We start from the raw sequence: 18,486 nt of genomic DNA, 5'->3' as shown, positions 1-18,486 counted from the left end.
GGAAGGCGCTGACGATCCTGGAGGTACGTTCATGTCCGAGCCGCAGTCGGCTCACAGCGCGGCGGGCAAGCAGCCCGCCCCGCGCCTGAAACCCGCCCAGCTGCTGTTCGAGCCCGCCGCCCTGGCCGAGGACGAGGAGCACTTCTTCGACCTGGAGTCCATCGAGGACCCCCGGGAGCTGCTGGCCCGTTCCACGGAGCTCACGCTCGCCTTCCGCGCGGCCGCGGACCGGGCGACGGAGTTCCAGGCCATAGCAGCGGCCCAGCTCGCCGACCCCAAGCGTTTCGACCGGCTGACCCCCGCCGCCATCGGCGCGCAGGCGGGCTGGTCGGAGGACTACGCCAAGCGGATGATCGAGTTCGGCGAGGGCCTGATGCGGGGCGGGGACGCAGCGCTGTCCTGACGACGCACCTGGCATATGCGTTCGGGGCAAGGTACCCGACACATGGCGGGCGTGTCCGGCCTTCGGACGATGTCGCGTAGCGAAACGTTCACTCACGGTAGTTGTATGGGTCATGAGTGATTGGCAGTGGCACACATGGCCGGGGGGCGTGCCGGAGTCCGCCTCCCACCCATATCCGTACGCGCAGTACCCCACCCCCGACGGGGCCGACTGGCTGGCCTCCGCCAGCGCCTTCCCGCGCAGCGTGCGGGCGCTGTGGTCCGCACGGCCCACGGCGCCCAGCGTGCTGCCCTGCGGGACGGCCTTCGACGCGGTGAACCTGCCGGCCCTGTTCGGACGCCGGGTCCTGGAGCAATTGTGGTCCTCGGGCCCCGGCTCAGGCCCGGCCGCCACGCTCCGCGGCAGGGTGCTGCTGCTCGCCGAGCCGGGCACCGCCGCACGCCTCCCCGGGCTGCTGACCTGGGAGGAGTGGGGGCTGACCGTGCCGCCGGTGCTCTGCCACGGCGAGGGGGACTCGGTGGCGCTGCCCCCGCCGTACGGCGACACCGGCCACGGGCGCTCCCGCTGGCTGGTCGCCCCCGACACCCGCCGCCCCTGGCTCCCCGGGGCCGACGTCCTGCTGTGGGCCTGCGTCCGGGCGGCCCGCGCGGAGGCCGGTTGATTATCGATTTTCACCCGCCCGCAAGCGGATGCTAATCTCTACGACGTCAGCGAGCGCCGCTAGCTCAACTGGCAGAGCAGCTGACTCTTAATCAGCGGGTTCGGGGTTCGAGTCCCTGGCGGCGCACTCACGGCACAGCCGTTGACCTGGGCGCTCTCCCATCGGGAGGGCGCCTTTCGTCATGTCGGGGCCGTGGCCCTAGGGGCCGTCCCACAGGGGGCGCGAGGTGGTGATCCGCACGGTCCAGCCCTCGTCGTCCGGGTCCCGGCCGAGGACGTCGACGGTGAGGCCCCGGCCGCGGTCGGTGAAGCGTCCGCCGGAGGAGAACGGCGCGTCGTTGAGCGCGTTGAAGGTGGCGCTGCTGTACTCGCAGGCGGTGGTGCGCGGATGGGCGTCCTCGACGGTGACGGGTCCGTGGCCCGAGTCGACGTCGGTGCGCACCTGGTAGATCAGCACCCCTTCGCGGCAGGCCTCGCTGTCGTTGCCGCGGGCGGCGCGCGCCTCGATGACGTACGCGCGGGTCCGGCCGAGGGGGATGACGGCCACCTTGCGGCCGCCGGGCACCTCGACCGGCGTGAGGTGCACCGAGCGGGCGCCCGGGTCGCGGACGCAGACGACCTGCCAGTCGTCGAGCCAGCCCAGGCGCCACTTGTGCCAGGCGAAGAGGTCGCCCTGCAGCCCCCAGTCCAGGGACATGCCGTCCCACTGGCCCGCGAGGGTGTCGGTGTGCCCGAAGTCCTCGACGGAGTACAGGTCGGGCAGCCCGAAGGCATGGCCGTTCTCGTGGCTGAGCACCCGCGCGCCGGACTGGTCGTGGCCGTAGACCAGGGAGACCCGGTCCAGGCTCGTGCCGTCGTCGGTGGTGGCGGCCGAGGCGCCGGTCCAGGTCACCGAGAGGACGGCCTGTTCGGCGGGCGGCCCGGCGTTGGGCGTGACGAGGACGTTGACCAGGTCGTACCCGGAGAAGTCGATCTTCCGGTCGGCGACGCGCAGCAGGTCCCGCATCATGGCCGTGTGCGTGCGCCAGCCGTAGCCGCGCCCTATCCCGTACGACGTGAAGGGCTTCGGCATGCGGATGTAGCGCAGCACCGGCGTGGAGACGTAGCGCAGCTTCCCGTACGAGGCGCGGTAGAACCAGTGCCGCACGGCGGGGAAGAACTCGCGGTAGCGCTCGGCGGCGCTGTACGGGGCGGGCTTGTCCGGGAAGTCGACGAGCAGGGTGAGCGCCCGCACCTCGCCGGTGGCGCGGGCGAACTCGCGGCCGTCCGCGCCCCCGAACCCCTCGGACATCGTGACGCCCGGCGCGGCGCGCAGCGCGCAGGGACGGTCGGCCGGCGGGGCCGCGGCGGGTGCGCCCTCGGTGGCGGCGGTGCTGCCGGCCGCGAAGAGGAGCACCGATGCCAGGACCGCGAGCGCCCGGGGTCCGCGCATCGGCTCAGCCCTGGGTGACCTGGACGGTCCAGGACCCGTCGGAGTGGCGGTCCGCCACGTGGACGTGCGCCGAGCGGCCGAGGGCGTACGTCTCCCCGCTCCGCAGTGGCGCGTCGGCGAGCGGCGGGTACACCGAGGACTCCCAGCAGTCGCCGCTGCCCGGGTGGCCGTCGATGACGTCGACAGGGCCGTCGCCTGACGACACGTCGGCCCGGACGCGGTACATCAGGACGCCCTGGCCGCAGGTGAGGCGGTCGTTGCCGAGGGCGGCGCGGGCCTCGATGGCGACGGCGCCGTCCACGCCCGCGGGCAGCACCAGCAGCTTGGTGCCGCCGCGCTGCTCGACGGGGCTCAGGCGGAAGGTGTGGGTGCCGCCCTCGGTGACGCAGCGGACCTGCGAGCGCCCGAGCCAGCCCAGCTTCCACTTGTGCCAGGCGAAGAAGTCCGGGGCCAGCCCGAACTGACTGCCCATGAGGTCCCAGTCGCCGACGTGGGTGTCCCAGTCGGCGTTGCTGCCCAGGGGCGGCCGGTAGTAGAGGTCGGGCAGGTCGAAGGCGTGCCCGGTCTCGTGGGCGAGCACGTTGACGTCCGGCGGGTGGCCCTCGAAGACGGTGACGAAGCGGTGCAGGTCCGCACCGTCGACTCGGACCGGTCTGCCCAGGTTGACGACCTTGGTGGCGTCCGGGTCGACACCGGGCGCGTCGGGATCGGCCACCAGGTAGACGACCCCGTACCGGGAGAAGTCCACCTCCCGGTCGGCCGCCACCACGGCGTCCCGCAGGTAGCGGGCGCGCAGGTCGGGGCTCCAGTCCCGGCCGATGCCGTACGCGGTGGACGCCGCGGGCATGCGCAGCCAGTGCGGCAGGATGCGCGGCCGCAGCCGGAAGGTGCCGTACGAGGCCCGGGCGAAGAAGTCCGTGGTAGCCGGGAAGTGATCGGCCGCCAGTTCGCCGGGACTGATGGTGGGGACGGCGTCGGGGAACGCCAGGAACACCATCAGGGCGTCAACGTCGCCACGGGCCCGCGGGTAGGCGGCGTTCCAGGCGCTGACGCCCTCGGAGTGGTGCGCCCGGGTCCGCGGCAGGGAGCACAGCGAGGAGTCGGAGCCCCCGGCCGCGGGGCCGGTGACCAGCGTCCACGCGACGACGGCCGCGAAGACGCTGACGGCGGCGATGGCCGCCCGGAGCCCATCGGGGGCATGCCCGCGGACGCTCCGGCGGAAGCGCCGATGCGCACGTATGGGTAGCCCTGACAGCGGCACGTGGACCTCCCGTACGGGGTCGGGACACCCACATCACGCTGCTACGGTTTGCTATGTTTTGCCCTGTTGTGCTGCGCCGCCCGGGTTACCGTCCGATCACTACAGTGCGTAATGAGTGACGAAAAGCGATCAATGGAATTCAGTGGCCAATCACAAACGATCAAGATCGCATCGCACGTGCCGAGAATCACCACGACGGCGGTGGCCGCGGCAATTCCCCAACGTCTATGATCGGCACATTTCCAGGCCGAACGCCGCCTCTTGGCGGTCATTCGATTCCTCCACGACCATGTGTGCGAGACGACACCTATGCGGGAGCCAGCGGTGGGCGGACCCTCGGGAAGCCCGGACCTCAAGCCCGAGGCGGCGGCCACGACGGTCACTCAACGTCACGCTTCGGCCCCGGAACGGTCAGCCCCGGAACGTCCGGCCTCGGAGGTGCGCGACTACCGCGCCGCCTTCAACGTCGCCCGGCTGCCGATGGCACTGGTCGGTTCCGACGGCCGGGTGCGCGAGGCCAATCCGGCGCTCGGCGCGCTGCTCGGCGCGGACCCGGTGCTGCTCACCGCCCGCACCGCGGCGGAGCTGGTCGGCCTCACCGGCGCCGGCGGCGAGGTCCCCCCGCTCGGGGAGAGCCCGGAGTACGCCGAGTACGAGGACGTGCTGACCGGCCGGCGCGGGGAGTTGCGCCGCACCAGACCCGTCCGCGGACCGGACGGGAGCACGGTCTGGGCCGAGGTCGTCGTGGTGCCCGTGCCCGGCGGCGTCCTGATGTCCGTCCAGGACCTGGGCGAGACCCGCGAACTGCGCGAGCAGCTCCGGCACTTGCGGATGCACGACCCGGTCACCCGGCTCCCCAACCGGCAGTTGTTCTTCGAGCGCCTCGCCACCGCGCTGGAGGGCGCCGACAGCCGCACCGGCCGGATCGGCCTGTGCTACCTCGACCTCGACGGCTTCAAGGCCATCAACGACACCCTCGGCCACCGGGTCGGCGACCGGCTGCTCAAGGCCGTCGCCGGCCGGCTGTCGGACTGCGCGGGCCGCCTCGGGCGCAGCGGGACGCTCGTCGCCCGGCTGGGCGGCGACGAGTTCGCCGTCCTCGTCGAGGACTCCACCGGCACCGGGCAGGCCACCGGGCTCGCCGAATCCGTACTGACCGCGCTGCAGCTGCCGTTCGACCTCGCCGGGCAGCGGCTGGCGGTCTCGGCGAGCATCGGCGTCGTCGAGCGCGAGGCCGCCGGGGCCACCGCCACCGGCATCATGCAGGCCGCCGACACCACGCTGTACTGGGCCAAGGCCGACGGCAAGGCCCGCTGGACGCTCTTCGACCCCGAGCGCAACGCCCACCGGATGACCAAGCAGGCGCTGTCCAGCACCCTGCGGCAGGCCGTGGAACGCGGGGAGTTCACTCTGGAGTACCAGCCCCTGGTGGAGCTCGGCAGCGGCAGTCTGCGCGGGGTGGAGGCCCTGGTGCGCTGGCAGCACCCGCACTTCGGGCTGCTCGGGCCGAACCGGTTCATCCCGCTGGCGGAGGAGAACGGCTCCATCGTCCAGCTCGGCCGCTGGGTGCTCGCCGAATCGTGCCGCCAGGCCCGGCAGTGGCAGAAGGACTGGCCCGACGACCCGATCTTCGTCAGCGTCAACGTCGCCGTGCGCCAGGTCTGGGACTCCGACCTGGTCGCCGACGTCGCGGAGATCCTCGACGACACCGGGCTGCCGGCCGGGCTGCTGCAACTGGAGCTCACCGAGTCGGCGGTGATGGGCTCGGCCGGACGGCCCCTGCAGGCGCTGCACGCCCTGCAGGAGATGGGCGTGCGCATCGCCATCGACGACTTCGGCACCGGCTACTCCAACCTCGCCTACCTCAGCCGGCTGCCGGTCTCCGCGCTCAAGCTCGACGGCAGCTTCGTGCACGGCTTCCGCGACGGCCTGCACCCCAACCCGGCCGACGAGACGATCGTCGAGGCGCTGGTGCAGCTCGCCCACCGGCTCGGCCTGACGGTCACCGCCGAGTGCGTGGAGAACGCCGAGCAGGCGGAGCGGCTGCGCCGGATCGGCTGCGACACCGGGCAGGGCTGGCTGTACTCGCGGCCCGTGCCACCCGAGGGGATCGCCGCGCTGCGCGGCTTCGGGCCGGCCGCCGCCCCCGGCGCCGGCCCCGGGGAATAGCCGGAGCCGGTTGCCGGTTGCTCGTTGCCGTAGACGAGGACCCGGCCGCAGGAGGCGACGCAGGAACGTGGACACGAACGACCCGGTACGAGGCACCACCCTCGGCAGCGCACCCGTCCCGCTCTCCGTCCTCGACCTGGCGGGCGTCGGCAGCGGACTGACCGCGAGGGACGCCCTCGCCGCCGGTGTCGCGCTGGCCCGGCTCGCCGAGGCCCGCGGCTACCACCGCTACTGGGTCGCCGAGCACCACTCGATGCCCGGGGTCGCGTCCTCCTCCCCCGCCGTGATCCTCGCGCACCTCGCCGCCCACACCGAGCGCATACGCCTCGGCTCCGGCGGCGTCATGCTGCCCAACCACGCGCCGCTGGTCATCGCCGAGCAGTTCGGCACCCTGGAGGCCCTGGCGCCGGGCCGGATCGACCTCGGCCTCGGCCGCGCCCCGGGCACGGACGGCGCCACCGCCGCCGCGCTGAGGCGCACCGACCGGCTGAACGAGGGCGCCGACGAGTTCCCGCAGCAGCTGTCCGAACTCATCCGTTTCCTGGACGACGACTTCCCCGACGGCCACCCCTACGCCCGTATCCACGCCATCCCCGGTCCCGTGCAGGGCACCGTTCCGGGCGGCGTGCAGTCCGCCGCGCGGCCGTCGATCTGGCTGCTCGGCTCCAGCACCTTCAGCGCCCGGCTGGCCGCGGTCCTCGGGCTGCCCTTCGCCTTCGCCCACCACTTCTCCGCGGCCAACACCGAACCGGCGCTGGAGCTGTACCGCAGGTCCTTCCGGCCCTCGGAGGTGCTGGACGAGCCGTACGCGCTGATCGGCGTCGCGGCGCTGGCGGCGGACGAGGAGAAGGACGCCCGCCGGCAGGTGCTCAGCGGCGCCCTGGCCATGCTGCGGCTGCGCATGGGACGCCCCGGCCTGGTGCCCACCCCGGAGGAGGCGGAGGCGTACGAGTTCAGCCCGGCCGAGCGGGACTTCGTCGACGCGTGGCTCGGCAACGTGGTGCACGGCACGCCGGACGCGGTCCGGGACGGCCTGGACGCGCTGGTGCGCCGCACGGGGGCGCAGGAGCTGATGATCACGGCCAACGCCCACACCCCCGCCGCGCGGCTGCGCTCCCATGAGCTCATCGCCGACGCGTACGGCCTGCCCGGCGGCGCCTGACCCTGCGGGGTCCGGGCCCTAGACGTCCACCGCCACGTACTTCATCTCCAGGTACTCGTCGATCCCCACGGCGCCGCCCTCGCGGCCGGTCCCGGACTGCTTGACGCCGCCGAAAGGCGCCGCGGGGGTGGAGACGACGCCCTTGTTCAGGCCGAGCATGCCCGTCTCCAGTTCCTCGGCGTAGCGGATGCCGCGCCGCAGGCTCTCCGTGAAGACGTAGCCGACCAGGCCGAACACGGTGTCGTTGGCCAGCCGGATCGCCTCGTCGTCGTCCTGGAAGGTGACGACCGGCGCGACCGGCCCGAAGATCTCCTCCCGGAGCATCGCCGCGTCCGGCGGCACGTCGGCCAGCACGGTGGGCGGGTAGAAGTACCCGGGGCGGTTGGAGAGCGGGGCGCCGCCGGTGACCGCGCGGGCCCCGGCCGAGACGGCGTCCTGCACCAGGCGGTCCACCTTGTCCAGGCCCGCGCCGTCGATGAGCGGGCCGACCTGGGTGCCGGGCTCGGTTCCGCGGCCGACGACCATGGAACCCAGCTTCTCGGCGAGGCGCCCGGTGAAGGCCTCGGCCAGGTCGCGGTGGACGTAGATCCGGTTGGCCGCCGTGCAGGCCTCCCCGATGTTGCGCATCTTGGCGACGGCCGCGCCCTCCACGGCCTTCTCCAGGTCCGCGTCCCGGCAGACGATGAGGGGGGCGTTGCCGCCCAGCTCCATGGAGGTCCGCAGCACCTGCCGCGCGCTGAGCTCGATGAGCTTCTGCCCGACGCCGGTGGAACCGGTGAACGAGAGCTTGCGCAGCCGCGGGTCCTCCGTCAGGGGGCCGCTGATCTCCGCGGGGTGCGAGGTGGTGAGGACGTTGAGCACGCCGTCCGGCAACCCGGCCTGGCCGAGGATCTCGGCGAGGGCGAGCATGGACAGCGGCGTCTGGTGGGCCGGCTTGACGATCATGGTGCAGCCGGCGGCGACGGCGGGACCGATCTTGCGGGTGCCCATCGCCATGGGGAAGTTCCACGGGGTGATCAGCAGCGCCGGGCCCACGGGCTGGCGCATCACCCAGATCCGGCCGTTGCCGTCGGGCGCGGTGCGCCAGCCGCCCTCGATGCGCACCGCCTCCTCGGAGAACCAGCGGAAGAACTCGGCGGCGTAGAGGATCTCGCTGCGGGACTCGGCGACCGGCTTGCCCATCTCCAGGGTCATCAGGAGGGCGAGTTCCTGCTGCCGCTCCACGATGAGCTCGAAGGCCCGGCGCAGGATCTCCCCGCGCTCACGCGGCGCCGTGGCCGCCCATCCCTCCTGCGCGGCGGCCGCGGCGTCCATCGCGGCCTTGGCGTCCTCGGCCCCGGCGTCCGGCACGGCGCACAGCGGTCGCGCGGTGGACGGGTCCTCCACCTCGTACTCGCGCCCGTCGCTCGCCGGCCGCCAGCGGCCGCCGACGAGCAGTGCCTTCGGCACCCGCTCCACGACCAGCTGCTCGCGCTTGCCGTTCCCTTCGGTGCTGTCGCTCATGGCAGCTCCCTGCCTCCCGCGGACGTTCCGGACATCGGGTACCCCACCAGATTCGCATGAATGCCCCCTGTGCGCCGGGGTAGGCGCGGCCCTCGTGTGGTCACCGCACCGCACGGAAGCGAACTACCGGAGGTCTGGTCCATGTCCGAGCACAGTCCCCTGTCCCGCAGGGGTTTCCTCTCCCGTACCGCAGGCGTGGGCGGTCTCGTGGCGGTCCCCGGGCTGCTGGCGGCGTGCAGCCGTACGCAGGCCGGCACCGGCGCGCCCACCGGCGACGGGGACCTGCTGGCCAAGCTGAGGAAACAGGGGTATGTGCGGGTCGGCTTCGCGGGCGAGGCGCCGTACGGGTACCGGGACGGCGACGAGCTGGCCGGCGAGGCGCCCACCCTCCACCGGGAGATCTTCACGGCGCTCGGGGTGCCGGAACTGCGGCCCACGCTCACCGACTTCGGCGCGCTCATACCGGGCCTGACGGCCGACCGCTTCGACGTGGTCAGCGCCGGGATGGCGATCACGCCCGACCGCTGCCAGAAGGTGATCTTCTCGGAGCCCGAGTTCGTCTCGCCGACCGCCCTGATGGTCCGCGCGGGCAACCCCAAGGGGCTGAGTGACCTGGTGTCCTGCGCCCGCGGGAAGGCCACCGTCGGCGTGCTGAGCGCGGCGGTCGAGGCGGACTACGCGGACGCCGCCGGGGTACCGCTGACCTCGGTGAAGTCCCTGGCCAAGCAGCAGGACGGGGTGGACGCGCTGCTCGCCGGCCGGATCGACGCCTTCGCGCTGACCGGGATCTCGCTGCGCTGGCTGGCCCGCACCAACAAGGGCGCCGCGGTGGAGGTGCTCGACCCCTTCCTGCCGGTGGTCGGCGGCCGCAAGCAGTACAGCCCGGGCGGCGCGGTGTTCCGGCAGGACGCGACGGGCCTGCGCGACGCGTTCAACAGGGAACTCAAGAAGATCACCGCCGACCCCGGCCGCTACACGTCCCTCATCGGGAAGTACGGCTTCACCAAGGCGGAGGTCCCGCCTGCGACGCTGCGCACGGCGCAGCTGTGCGCGGCGTGAGGCGGCGCCTTGTCCTCGTACCCCTTCCCCGCCGGTGACCTCGCCGGTGAATCCATGTCCGGCTTCACGGAGTTCACGCACTCGCTGCCCAGCGTGGGCGCGGGTCTGTGGGTCACCGTGCAGGCCACCGTCCTCGGCGCGGCGCTCGCGCTGCTGATCGCCTTCGTCCTCGGCTTCATGGCGCGCTCGCGGCGGATGCTCGTGCGCGGGACCTCCCGGGTGGTCGTGGAGTTCTTCCGCGGCACCTCGCTGTACGTCCAGCTGTTCTGGCTGTTCTTCGCGCTGCCGATCCTCGGCTTCAAGCTCGTGCCGCTCGCCTGCGCCGTGGTCGCCTTCGGGCTCAACTACGGGGCGTACGGCTCGGAGGTCGTCCGGGGCGCCCTGGACGCCGTGCCCCGCGGGCAGCGGGAGGCGGCCGTCGCGCTGAGCATGACGCCGTGGCAGCGGATGCGCCTGGTCGTCCTGCCGCAGGCCTGGCCGCAGATGATCCCGCCGTTCAACAACCTGCTGATCCAGTTGCTGAAGTGCACCCCGCTGATGTCGCTGATCACCATTTCGGACGTCACCTTCCAGATGGACCAGCTCCGTTCGACGACGGGCGACACCGCGACGGCGTACCTGCTGCTCCTGGCGATCTACTTCGTCCTCGCGTACGCGCTGACGCTGGCCATGAACGGCCTGGAGGCCGTGGCCAAGGCGCGGCTCGGACAGCCGGCGGGAGGTCGGGCCTGATGTGGGACTGGGAGACGGCCCGCGAGGGCCTGCCGCTGATCCTGCACGGCTTCGGGATCACCCTGCTGGCCACGGTGCTCGGCTCGCTGCTCGCCGTCACGCTGGGTCTGGGCATCGCGGTGCTGCGGCGCACGCCCAGCCGCTGGGTGACGCTGCCGCTGCGGGCGGCCGTGGAGTTCGTGCGCTCCACACCGGTGATGATCCAGCTCTTCGCGGTGTGGGTGCTGGTCCCGGGACTGGACCCGCTGGTGATCGGCATAGCCGTGCTGGGCGTGCACTACGCGACGTACACCTCGGAGGTGTACCGGGCGGGCATCGAGGCGGTGCCGAGGGGGCAGTGGGAGGCGGCGGTCGCGCTGTCCCTGCCGCGGGCGCGCACCTGGTCCGCCGTGGTGCTGCCGCAGGCGGTGCGGAAGATCGTGCCGGCCCTCGGCAACTACGTGATCTCGATGTTCAAGGAGACACCGTTCCTGTCGGTCATCACCGTCGACGAGATGGTGCACGAGGCGAACCGTTTCGGCAGTGACCACTTCGCCTACCTGGAGGCGTTCACCATCGCCGCCGTGATCTTCCTGGTCGCGAGCTGCCCCACCTCGATCCTCATGCGGAAGCTGGAGAAGCGCCTTGCTCACTGACGAGTCCCCCACCCCCGCCAAGTCCGGCCCGGCGGCGCCCGCCGTCCGCTTCGACCAGGTGGTCAAGCGGTACGGGGACACCACCGTGCTGGACCACCTCGACCTGGAGGTCCGGCGCGGTGAGCGCGTCACCCTGATCGGCCCGAGCGGTTCGGGCAAGACGACCATCCTGCGGCTGCTGATGACCCTGGAGCGGCTCACCGAGGGCGTCATCCACGTGGACGGCGAGCCCTTCTCGCACATGCCGGGCCGCGGCGGCCGGCTCGTGCCGGCCGACGAGCGGCACCTGCGCGGCACGCGTCGCCGGATCGGCATGGTGTTCCAGCACTTCAACCTCTTCCCGAACATGAAGGTGCTGGACAACGTCACCGAGGCCCCGGTGCACGTCCTCGGCCTGGACCGGGACGAGGCCGCCGAGCGCGCCCGCGGGCTGCTGGAGCTGGTGGGCCTGGCCGACAAACAGGACGCCCACCCCACCCGGCTCTCCGGCGGCCAGCAGCAGCGGGTGGCCATCGCCCGCGCGCTGGCGATGCGGCCCGACATCCTGCTGCTGGACGAGGTGACCTCGGCGCTCGACCCCGAACTGGTGGCCGGGGTGCTGGACGTGCTCAGGGACGTCGCCCGCAGCACGGACATCACCCTGCTCTGCGTCACCCACGAGATGGGGTTCGCCCGGGACGTCTCGGACCGCGTACTGATGTTCGACGGCGGACGGGTCGTCGAGTCGGGTCCGCCGGAGCACATCTTCGGCTCCCCGGAGCACCACAGGACCCGGGAATTCCTCGGTGCGGTGCTCTGAGGAAAAGTGGGCCGTGCCATCGGCATATGCCAGAGTGGCCCGTTCCTGCGTATACGCCTGCGGCCGCCCACATAAAGCTTCAACGGGCTCTACCGCAAACCGCATTGAGGCTATCGTGGAATCCGGCCCAGCTGCCGGGCCCGCCTGTCGTGCCCGGCAGCCGTGACCAGTAGCTACAGCAAGGACGCAAACGGTCACACCTGTAGGGGGACACCGTGGCGCTTGAGCACCGACAGGTCGCGCCGGTCTACGCGGTCCAGCACGCGCTGCGCGTGCTCGAGACCGTGGACAAGCACAGGAACGGCGTCACCGCCGAGCAGCTCGCCCGCGAGATCGGAGTGCCCATCGGCTACCTCGGCCAACTCCTCACCATGCTCAATCGCGAGCGCTACCTCAACGCCCTGCCCGGCGGCGGCTACGCCGTCGGCGAGTCGCTGGTCCTGCTCGGCAGCGCCAGCCGCGACCTGGCGCTCGGCGAGAAGATCAAGAAGATCCTGACGGCGCTGCGCGACGAGGTCGGCGCCGCCGTCTACTTCAGCCGTTACGACGACGGCGAGGTCAAGATCGTCGACTTCGCGGACGGCCCGGAAGCACCCAAGGTCAACGAGTGGGTGGACTTCCGCTTCGCCGCCCACGCCAGCGCGGTCGGCAAGTGCCTGCTCACCCAGCTCGACCACAACGGGCGCCGCGACCACCTGTCCCGGCACAAGACGGTACGGCTCACCTCCAAGACCACGATCAGCGAGAAGGTGCTGCTGACCAAGCTGGAGAGCCAGCCGGCCAGCGCCCCCACCCTGGACCTGCAGGAGTACGCGATCGGCACGGTCTGCGCCGCCATCCCGATCACCGTCGGCAGGACGGTCGGCTGCCTCGCCCTCTCCCTCCCCGTCACCCAGGCCCACCGCCTCAAGGGCGCGGCCGACACCCTCAACGAACGCGCGGCGCCGGTGCTGCTGTCGCTGGCCATCTGAGGCCCGGGGCCGTTCGGCGCACCACGCACGACGCCCACCGGAACACGACGAAGGGCGCCCTTCCCGAAGGAAGGGCGCCCTCTCGCTGTGCGCCGCCAGGGACTCGAACCCCGAACCCGCTGATTAAGAGTCAGCTGCTCTGCCAGTTGAGCTAGCGGCGCGTGCAGGACAATCATACGGGGTCGGAGGGGGTGCTCATGACCGCTCCCTCCGACCCCGTACCGGACCGGATCAGCTCAGGCCGAACGCCCGGACGACCTCCTGCTCCACCGTGCCGCCGCGGCCGTCGGAGGCCGTCGCCCGCAGGGACACGAACCCGCCCGGGGTGCGGGGGGTTCGCAGTTCGGCCGACCAGTGGCCGCTGCCGCCGGCGGCACGCCGCAGGGGCACGGGCTGCCAGGTCCTCCCGTCGTCGTACGACACGGACAGCGTCGCGGACGTGGCCCGCGTCACCTCGTCGAGCCACTCCTGGGTGGCGGCGGACAGGCCGAGCGGCACCTTGGCGCCGGCCGGCACGTCGCCGGCGAGGTCCGTGGTGACGTCGTAGTCCAGCTGGAGCAGCTCGATGTCCTGCTCCCAGACGCCGTCCGGGACCGCGCCGGAGCGGAAGCCCCACTCCGTACGGCTGCGCACCGAGGTGCGCCAGCGGTCGGCGTCGCGCGAGGCGTCCAGGACGAGGCGGTACGGCAGGATCTGCGCGGGGACCGGGTCGAAGAGGTACAGCGCCCGGCCGGCGGACTTCCGCAGCAGCGTGTCGCCCTGGTACAGCGCGATGGTGCCGGTGTCGTACTCGTCGTCCGGCATGGAGCCGGAGTGGCCCGCGCCCGAGTCCGTCCACGGCGTGATGTTGAACTGCAGGCCACCGGCGGCGTCACGGCTGGGGCCCCAGAAGCCCTGGCCGAGGCGCGGACGCTGGACGGGGGCGAACCACTCGGTGCGGTAGTGACGGCCGGCCGTCACGCGGTCGTTGCCGCTGCGCATCTCCTGCAAGGTCTCGTCCTGCGGGCCGAGGACGGAGTGGTCCTCGTACCAGAAGGCCGCGCCGCGCAGCGGGGTCAGCCACTCGGTGCGCAGCGAGGGGTAGCTCTCGCGCTCGCCGAAGCCGAAGCCGGGGCCGTAGGCGGGGATGTTGTAGCGGAAGCCGCCGCCCGGGGCCTTCGTCCGGCCGTAGTAGGTGGCGTCGACCCGGGCGAGGTCGCGGTCCGGGTCCGGGGCGTAGGCCAGGGAGCGGTCCGGGATGGCGCCGTCGTGCTGGGAGACCAGGTCGTACAGGAAGCGGCCGTGGGCGCGCTGGGTGACGGTGACCCTCTTGCGCAGGACGCGCTCGCGGTCGCCGCGCATGGCGGAGACGACGGGCAGCCCGGCGGCCTCGCCGTAGTACTCGCTGAGCCTGCCGTCGCCGTCGTTGACGACGATCAGCAGGGCGGCACCGGCGGCCACCGCCGCGGCCGCGCGGTCGGCCGGGGCGACGGCGTCGGAGCGGTCCACCACGACGGCCTTGCCCTTCGCGCCCAGTCCGGCGTAGTCGGCGGCCGCGCCGTGGCCCGCGTACACCGTGGCGAGCTCGCGTCTGCCCTCCCGCAGGGTGCTGCCGGCCTGGACGACGAGGTCGTCCAGGGAGTCGACGGCGACCTGCTTCTCGGCCAGCCGCCAGCGGGTGGTGAAGCTCATGGAGGCCCCGGTGACCTTGCCGGTCGGCTGGGCCCACAGCGTGTCGTACTTCAGGGGCACCTGGTAGCCGCTGCGGACGACCCCGCCGGCGGCGGAGACCACCGCGAAGTCCATCTGCCGCTGCGTGTCCGCCGTGTCCTTGGGCACGGACGCGCTGATCCTCCGTGCCCTGCTCGCGTCGAGCGAGACGGTGGCCGGCTTGTCCAGCACCGTACGCGGCGCGGACAGGAAGGCCAGGCCCAGCGAGTCCGGCTCGTCGCCGGGGACGTCCATGTAGGTGTACGCGGTGTACGTGCCCGGGGGCAGGCGCAGGGTGCGCCGTCCGTCGACGGCGTACTGGTACTGGTAGAAGTCGTTCTCCACGCCCAGGTACACCGTGCCGGAGGCGGGCTTGCCGTCCCGGTCCTTCAGCTCGACCGTGTAGTCGTAGAGTTCCTGCTCCTTGACCAGGGCGAAGCCGGTGTGCGCCACGAGGGTCCCGGTGGCCCGGTCGGTGGCGAGGACCTGGCCGGAGAAGGTCGTGGCGGGCTCCACCGCGGACGGGTCGAGGCGCAGCGTGACGTCGGCGGTGCCCCCGGCGGGAACGGTGACGGACGGCGCCGAGAGCGAGTAGGCGGCCGCGTCGGCGTCGGTCGCCAGGTCGAGGGTGACGCCCTCCGTGCCGGTGTTGCGGTAGGTGACGGTGCGGGTGGCGACCGGGTCGTCGGCGCCGTGCGGCCAGTCGTAGAAGGCGGTCGCGACGGAACCGGTGGCCCGGACCGTGCCGTCGACGGCCTTCAGCACGTCCACCCGGCCGGTGCCCTGCTGGTAGGGGGTGTAGCCGGTGAGCGGCGTGGACGAGCTCATCAGCGCGTCCTTCAGCTGCCGCCCGGACCAGTCGGGGTGGCGCTGCTTGAGGACGGCCGCCGCCCCGGCGACGTGCGGGGTGGCCATGGAGGTCCCGGACATCGTCTGGTACCCGCCGCCGGGCTTGGCGGCGGTGATGTCGGAGCCGGGCGCGGAGATGTCCGGCTTGAGGCCGTAACTGCCCGTCAGCGGGCCCATGCTGGAGAAGTCCGAGCGCTCGTCGGACTTGGTGACGGAGGCGACCGTCAGGGCGGACGCGGCCGAGCCGGGCGCGCCGATGGTGAACTCCCCGTAGGAGTTGCCCGCCGCGATGACGAAGAGCGGCCCGCCGTCGGCGGACAGCGTGTCGACGGCCTGGGCCATGGGGCTGGTCCCGTCGTCCGGCACCTGGGAGCCGAGGCTCATGCTCACCACGTCGGCGCCCTGGGCCTTCGCCCACTCCATGCCCGCGATGATCCAGGAGTCCTCGCCGTAGCCCTCGTCGGAGAGGACCTTGCCCACCAGCAGCTCGGCGCCGGGCGCGACGCCTCGGTAGGTCGAGCCGTCGCCCGCGACCGTGGACGCGACGTGCGTGCCGTGGCCGTTGCCGTCGGCGACCGGCTGGTCCGGTACGAAGCTCCGCTCGGCGGCTATCCGCCCCTTGAGGTCCGGGTGGGTGTCGTCCACGCCGGTGTCGAGCACGGCGACCTTCCGCCCGGTGCCGTCGTAGCCCTCCGCCCACGCCTGCGGGGCGTTGATCTGCGGCACGGACTCGGCGAGGTCGGCCTCCACCCGGCCGTCCAGCCACAGCTTCCCGATGCCCCCGTCCAGCGACCGGGCCCGGGGCACGGTGCCGGCCACGTCCTTCCAGAAGGTGCGGGCGGTGGCCTTGGCGGCCCGCAGCGCGGCACCGTCGATGCTGGGCAGCCGGCGCTCGACCGTGCTGCCCGCAGGCGCCGTCACGCCGCCCCGGTAGGTGGCGATCAGCGGGACCCCGCCGGTGCGGGTGTCGTCGTACCCCATCGCCACCAGCGTGGTCACGTCGAACAGCCGGCGGTCGAGCCTGCCCGCGGTCAGCAGGGCCTCGGCCTCATCGGGGACCACCGAGAGGCGGCCGCCGCTCTGCTGGATCTTCACGCCCCCGGTCGCACCCTCGGGGCGGTCCACGGTGACGGTGTCCTGCGCGGTACCGGGCCGGTCGGTGAAGTGCACGACGTCACCGGTGACGAGGGTGATGTCGTGGGCGGTGGCGCGCGGCACGGACGCGGCCGGGTCCTTGACCGGGGCCGCCGCGGCGGTCGTGGCGGGCAGCACGAGGGTGCCGCCGACCAGCGCGCACGCGGTGGCGGTCGCGGTCAGCAGGGCATGACGGGCAGCCCGAACGGGTCGTGCGTCTCGGGCACTTGGGGGGTGGGCGAATGTCATGCACAGGAGGTCTACCGGTGCGGCAACCGCTTGCGCACCGCTCCCGTGCGGCGTGAATCCGCCGTGGCGGATACCCGCCTCCCCTGCACGCGGGCATGCTGAGGGGCCCGGCAAGAGGGGGGAGGTATGCCGGGCCCATCAGCGTGGGGGGAGGGGGTGTGGCTATTTGGGGGGTGTTGTTGTCTTTGGGGGTACTGCCCGCCTGATTTACCAGGTGAGATCGTTGGCTACCGCCCAGGTGAGGTCACCCGGCATGGGCTGGGCGGAGGCTGTGGCCGCTCCGATCAGCCCCAATGAGACGGCGGCTACGACACCCACTACGGCACGAATGACGTTGCGGCGAATCGATGACATGGCAGACCTGTCCAGGAGGTGTGAGCTGGGGTTTTGCGGGGCCGAGGGCGCTACTCCGGTCTGGAGGAACCGTACGGCTGACTGAATTCTGTCGGATCGCAAGCCGCTGGTCTGTAGTTTTCACGTTCCGGATTCGGACATGGCCCTATGCGGACACATGGGACCGGATGGGCCCCGAAGGGTCCATACACGAGCCCCGCCCCTTAACCTGATCGAAGCCGGGGGTGACGTGAAGCATTGGGGGTGCGGGCAGTGACCGACGACGACCTTTTGCGCGCCCGGGCGCAGGAACTCTACGCCCTGGCGCTGGCGGACGCCGACTGGACGCCGGAAAGCGTCTGTTCGCTCACCGGCTGGTCCCGCGCCGAACTCGACGACGCCCTCCATACGCTCGCGTCCTTCGGCCTCACGACCAGGTTCCCCTCCTCCCGCAGCGGCTGGTCGGTGCACTCCCCCGCCACGGCGATGGCCCAGCTGGTCGAGGGCAGCCGGCGGCGCACCGAGGAACTGGTCAGGACGATCACCGACGCGCACGCCGCGCTCAGCCAGGTGGCCGGCGAATTCCAGCCAGTGCACATGCGGCACCTGGCCGAGGCCCGGATCGAGGTGGCCGCCCAGCCGGCGCAGATCGCCGCGATCCTCGACGAGGGGGCCAGCACCGCCACCACCGAGATCCTCTCGATGCACCCGACCGTGCCGGGGGAGATCCCCCTGTTCAAGGCCGACGACCGCAACCGTGAACTCTTCAACCGCGGGGTCAGGCAGCGGTCGATCTACCTCGCGACGGCCGCGGCCGTGCCGAACGTCCGCGCGCATCTGCGGACCTACGCCAACGACGGCGGCGAGGTGCGGACGGCCGCGACGCTGCCCATGAAGCTGATCATCGTGGACCACACGCTCGCCGTCGTACCGGCCCTGGGCCTGGACGACCGGGCCGGCGAGGGGGTCGAGGGCTCCGCCATGGTCCTGCGCAGCCCCGCCATGGTGGCCGTGCTGCGCCAGATGTTCGAGCACTGCTGGGCCGCGGCCTCGGACCTGTTCACCGACGACGTCGGCGCCGCGCCCGCCGCACGGCACCGGGAGGTCGTCCGGCTGCTCGCCTCGGGGCTGACGGACGAGGCCATCGGCCGCAAGCTGGGCCTGTCCGACCGGACGGTGCGGCGGATAGTGGCCGAGCTGATGCAGCAGATAGGGGCCGACAGCCGGTTCCAGGCCGGGGTGAAGATGGTCCGCCTCGGCTGGCTGGACGACGACCCCGCGCTCCTGGACGAGGTGGTCGGGAGCACCGCCACTGGTCAGGTAGGATCCTCTCTGTCGGTGAGCGCCGCTAGCTCAACTGGCAGAGCAGCTGACTCTTAATCAGCGGGTTCGGGGTTCGAGTCCCTGGCGGCGCACAATGTGAGGGCGTCCTTCCTTCGGGAAGGG

General features: G+C 72.3%; 15 protein-coding genes and 3 tRNA genes. 11 read left to right on the top strand and 7 right to left on the bottom strand.

Annotated features, from left to right (window positions below; all coding sequences use genetic code 11):
* Positions 1-31: 31 nt before the first annotated feature.
* The 3 genes from OG937_27460 (at position 32) to OG937_27450 (ending at position 1,190) form a co-directional block, all read left to right on the top strand.
* The gene (locus tag OG937_27460; protein ID WUD75161.1) at positions 32-403 is read left to right on the top strand and encodes a hypothetical protein; all 372 of its coding nucleotides are present in this window, start codon (positions 32-34) and stop codon (positions 401-403) included.
* Positions 404-515: 112 nt separating this feature from the next.
* The gene (locus tag OG937_27455) at positions 516-1,064 is read left to right on the top strand and encodes a bifunctional DNA primase/polymerase (GenBank protein WUD75160.1); all 549 of its coding nucleotides are present in this window, start codon (positions 516-518) and stop codon (positions 1,062-1,064) included.
* A 53-nt stretch (positions 1,065-1,117) separates the two neighbouring features.
* A tRNA-Lys gene (locus OG937_27450) sits at positions 1,118-1,190 on the top strand.
* Between the two features lie 72 nt (positions 1,191-1,262).
* Here OG937_27450 and OG937_27445 read toward each other — a convergent pair.
* On the bottom strand, positions 1,263-2,495 hold the full coding sequence (locus OG937_27445; GenBank protein WUD75159.1) for a M6 family metalloprotease domain-containing protein: 1,233 nt from the start codon (positions 2,493-2,495) through the stop codon (positions 1,263-1,265).
* Between the two features lie 4 nt (positions 2,496-2,499).
* Positions 2,500-3,735, bottom strand: a complete 1,236-nt coding sequence (locus tag OG937_27440; protein WUD78903.1) for a M6 family metalloprotease domain-containing protein — start codon at positions 3,733-3,735, stop codon at positions 2,500-2,502.
* 330 nt (positions 3,736-4,065) lie between these two features.
* On the opposite strand from OG937_27440, the gene OG937_27435 reads away from it, so the two are divergent.
* Together OG937_27435 and OG937_27430 are read left to right on the top strand one after the other, a co-directional pair.
* Positions 4,066-5,925: an EAL domain-containing protein gene (locus OG937_27435; protein ID WUD75158.1), complete on the top strand. Its 1,860-nt coding sequence runs from the start codon at positions 4,066-4,068 to the stop codon at positions 5,923-5,925.
* 67 nt (positions 5,926-5,992) lie between these two features.
* Positions 5,993-7,087, top strand: coding sequence for an LLM class flavin-dependent oxidoreductase (locus OG937_27430; protein ID WUD75157.1), 1,095 nt, complete (start codon positions 5,993-5,995; stop codon positions 7,085-7,087).
* Positions 7,088-7,105: 18 nt separating this feature from the next.
* Here the strand turns inward: OG937_27430 and OG937_27425 are convergent, their stop codons facing one another.
* Positions 7,106-8,590, bottom strand: coding sequence for an NAD-dependent succinate-semialdehyde dehydrogenase (locus tag OG937_27425; GenBank protein WUD75156.1), 1,485 nt, complete (start codon positions 8,588-8,590; stop codon positions 7,106-7,108).
* A 141-nt stretch (positions 8,591-8,731) separates the two neighbouring features.
* Between OG937_27425 and ehuB the strand changes: the two genes are divergently transcribed.
* The 5 genes from ehuB (at position 8,732) to OG937_27400 (ending at position 12,786) form a co-directional block, all read left to right on the top strand.
* The gene (gene ehuB / locus OG937_27420; protein WUD75155.1) at positions 8,732-9,649 is read left to right on the top strand and encodes an ectoine/hydroxyectoine ABC transporter substrate-binding protein EhuB; all 918 of its coding nucleotides are present in this window, start codon (positions 8,732-8,734) and stop codon (positions 9,647-9,649) included.
* Between the two features lie 54 nt (positions 9,650-9,703).
* Entirely contained in the window at positions 9,704-10,381 is a 678-nt protein-coding gene (gene ehuC / locus OG937_27415; protein ID WUD78902.1) for an ectoine/hydroxyectoine ABC transporter permease subunit EhuC, read from the top strand.
* Positions 10,381-11,016: an ectoine/hydroxyectoine ABC transporter permease subunit EhuD gene (gene ehuD, locus OG937_27410; protein ID WUD75154.1), complete on the top strand. Its 636-nt coding sequence runs from the start codon at positions 10,381-10,383 to the stop codon at positions 11,014-11,016. The genes ehuC and ehuD overlap by 1 nt, the downstream gene beginning before the upstream one ends.
* Positions 11,006-11,815, top strand: coding sequence for an ectoine/hydroxyectoine ABC transporter ATP-binding protein EhuA (gene ehuA / locus OG937_27405; GenBank protein ID WUD75153.1), 810 nt, complete (start codon positions 11,006-11,008; stop codon positions 11,813-11,815). Before ehuD ends, ehuA begins: the two co-directional genes overlap by 11 nt.
* Positions 11,816-12,030: 215 nt before the next feature.
* On the top strand, positions 12,031-12,786 hold the full coding sequence (locus tag OG937_27400) for an IclR family transcriptional regulator (protein WUD75152.1): 756 nt from the start codon (positions 12,031-12,033) through the stop codon (positions 12,784-12,786).
* An 88-nt stretch (positions 12,787-12,874) separates the two neighbouring features.
* On the opposite strand, the gene OG937_27395 is transcribed toward OG937_27400, so the two are convergent.
* The 4 genes from OG937_27395 to OG937_27380 form a co-directional block, all read right to left on the bottom strand.
* Positions 12,875-12,947 (bottom strand) — tRNA-Lys (locus OG937_27395).
* Between the two features lie 70 nt (positions 12,948-13,017).
* The gene (locus OG937_27390; GenBank protein WUD75151.1) at positions 13,018-16,707 is read right to left on the bottom strand and encodes a S8 family serine peptidase; all 3,690 of its coding nucleotides are present in this window, start codon (positions 16,705-16,707) and stop codon (positions 13,018-13,020) included.
* A gap of 647 nt (positions 16,708-17,354) precedes the next feature.
* A complete protein-coding gene (locus tag OG937_27385) occupies positions 17,355-17,780 on the bottom strand; it encodes a hypothetical protein (protein ID WUD75150.1) in 426 nt (141 codons plus the stop codon).
* A 105-nt stretch (positions 17,781-17,885) separates the two neighbouring features.
* Positions 17,886-18,185, bottom strand: a complete 300-nt coding sequence (locus OG937_27380; GenBank protein WUD75149.1) for a hypothetical protein — start codon at positions 18,183-18,185, stop codon at positions 17,886-17,888.
* A gap of 197 nt (positions 18,186-18,382) precedes the next feature.
* On the opposite strand from OG937_27380, the gene OG937_27375 reads away from it, so the two are divergent.
* Positions 18,383-18,455, top strand: a tRNA-Lys gene (locus tag OG937_27375).
* The last annotated feature ends 31 nt before the right edge of the window (positions 18,456-18,486 follow it).

This window comes from Streptomyces sp. NBC_00510, from assembly GCA_036013505.1.
Lineage (GTDB): Bacteria > Actinomycetota > Actinomycetes > Streptomycetales > Streptomycetaceae > Actinacidiphila.
The sequence above is the reverse complement of the archived record's forward strand: the minus strand, read 5'-3'. Positions and strand labels throughout refer to the sequence as shown.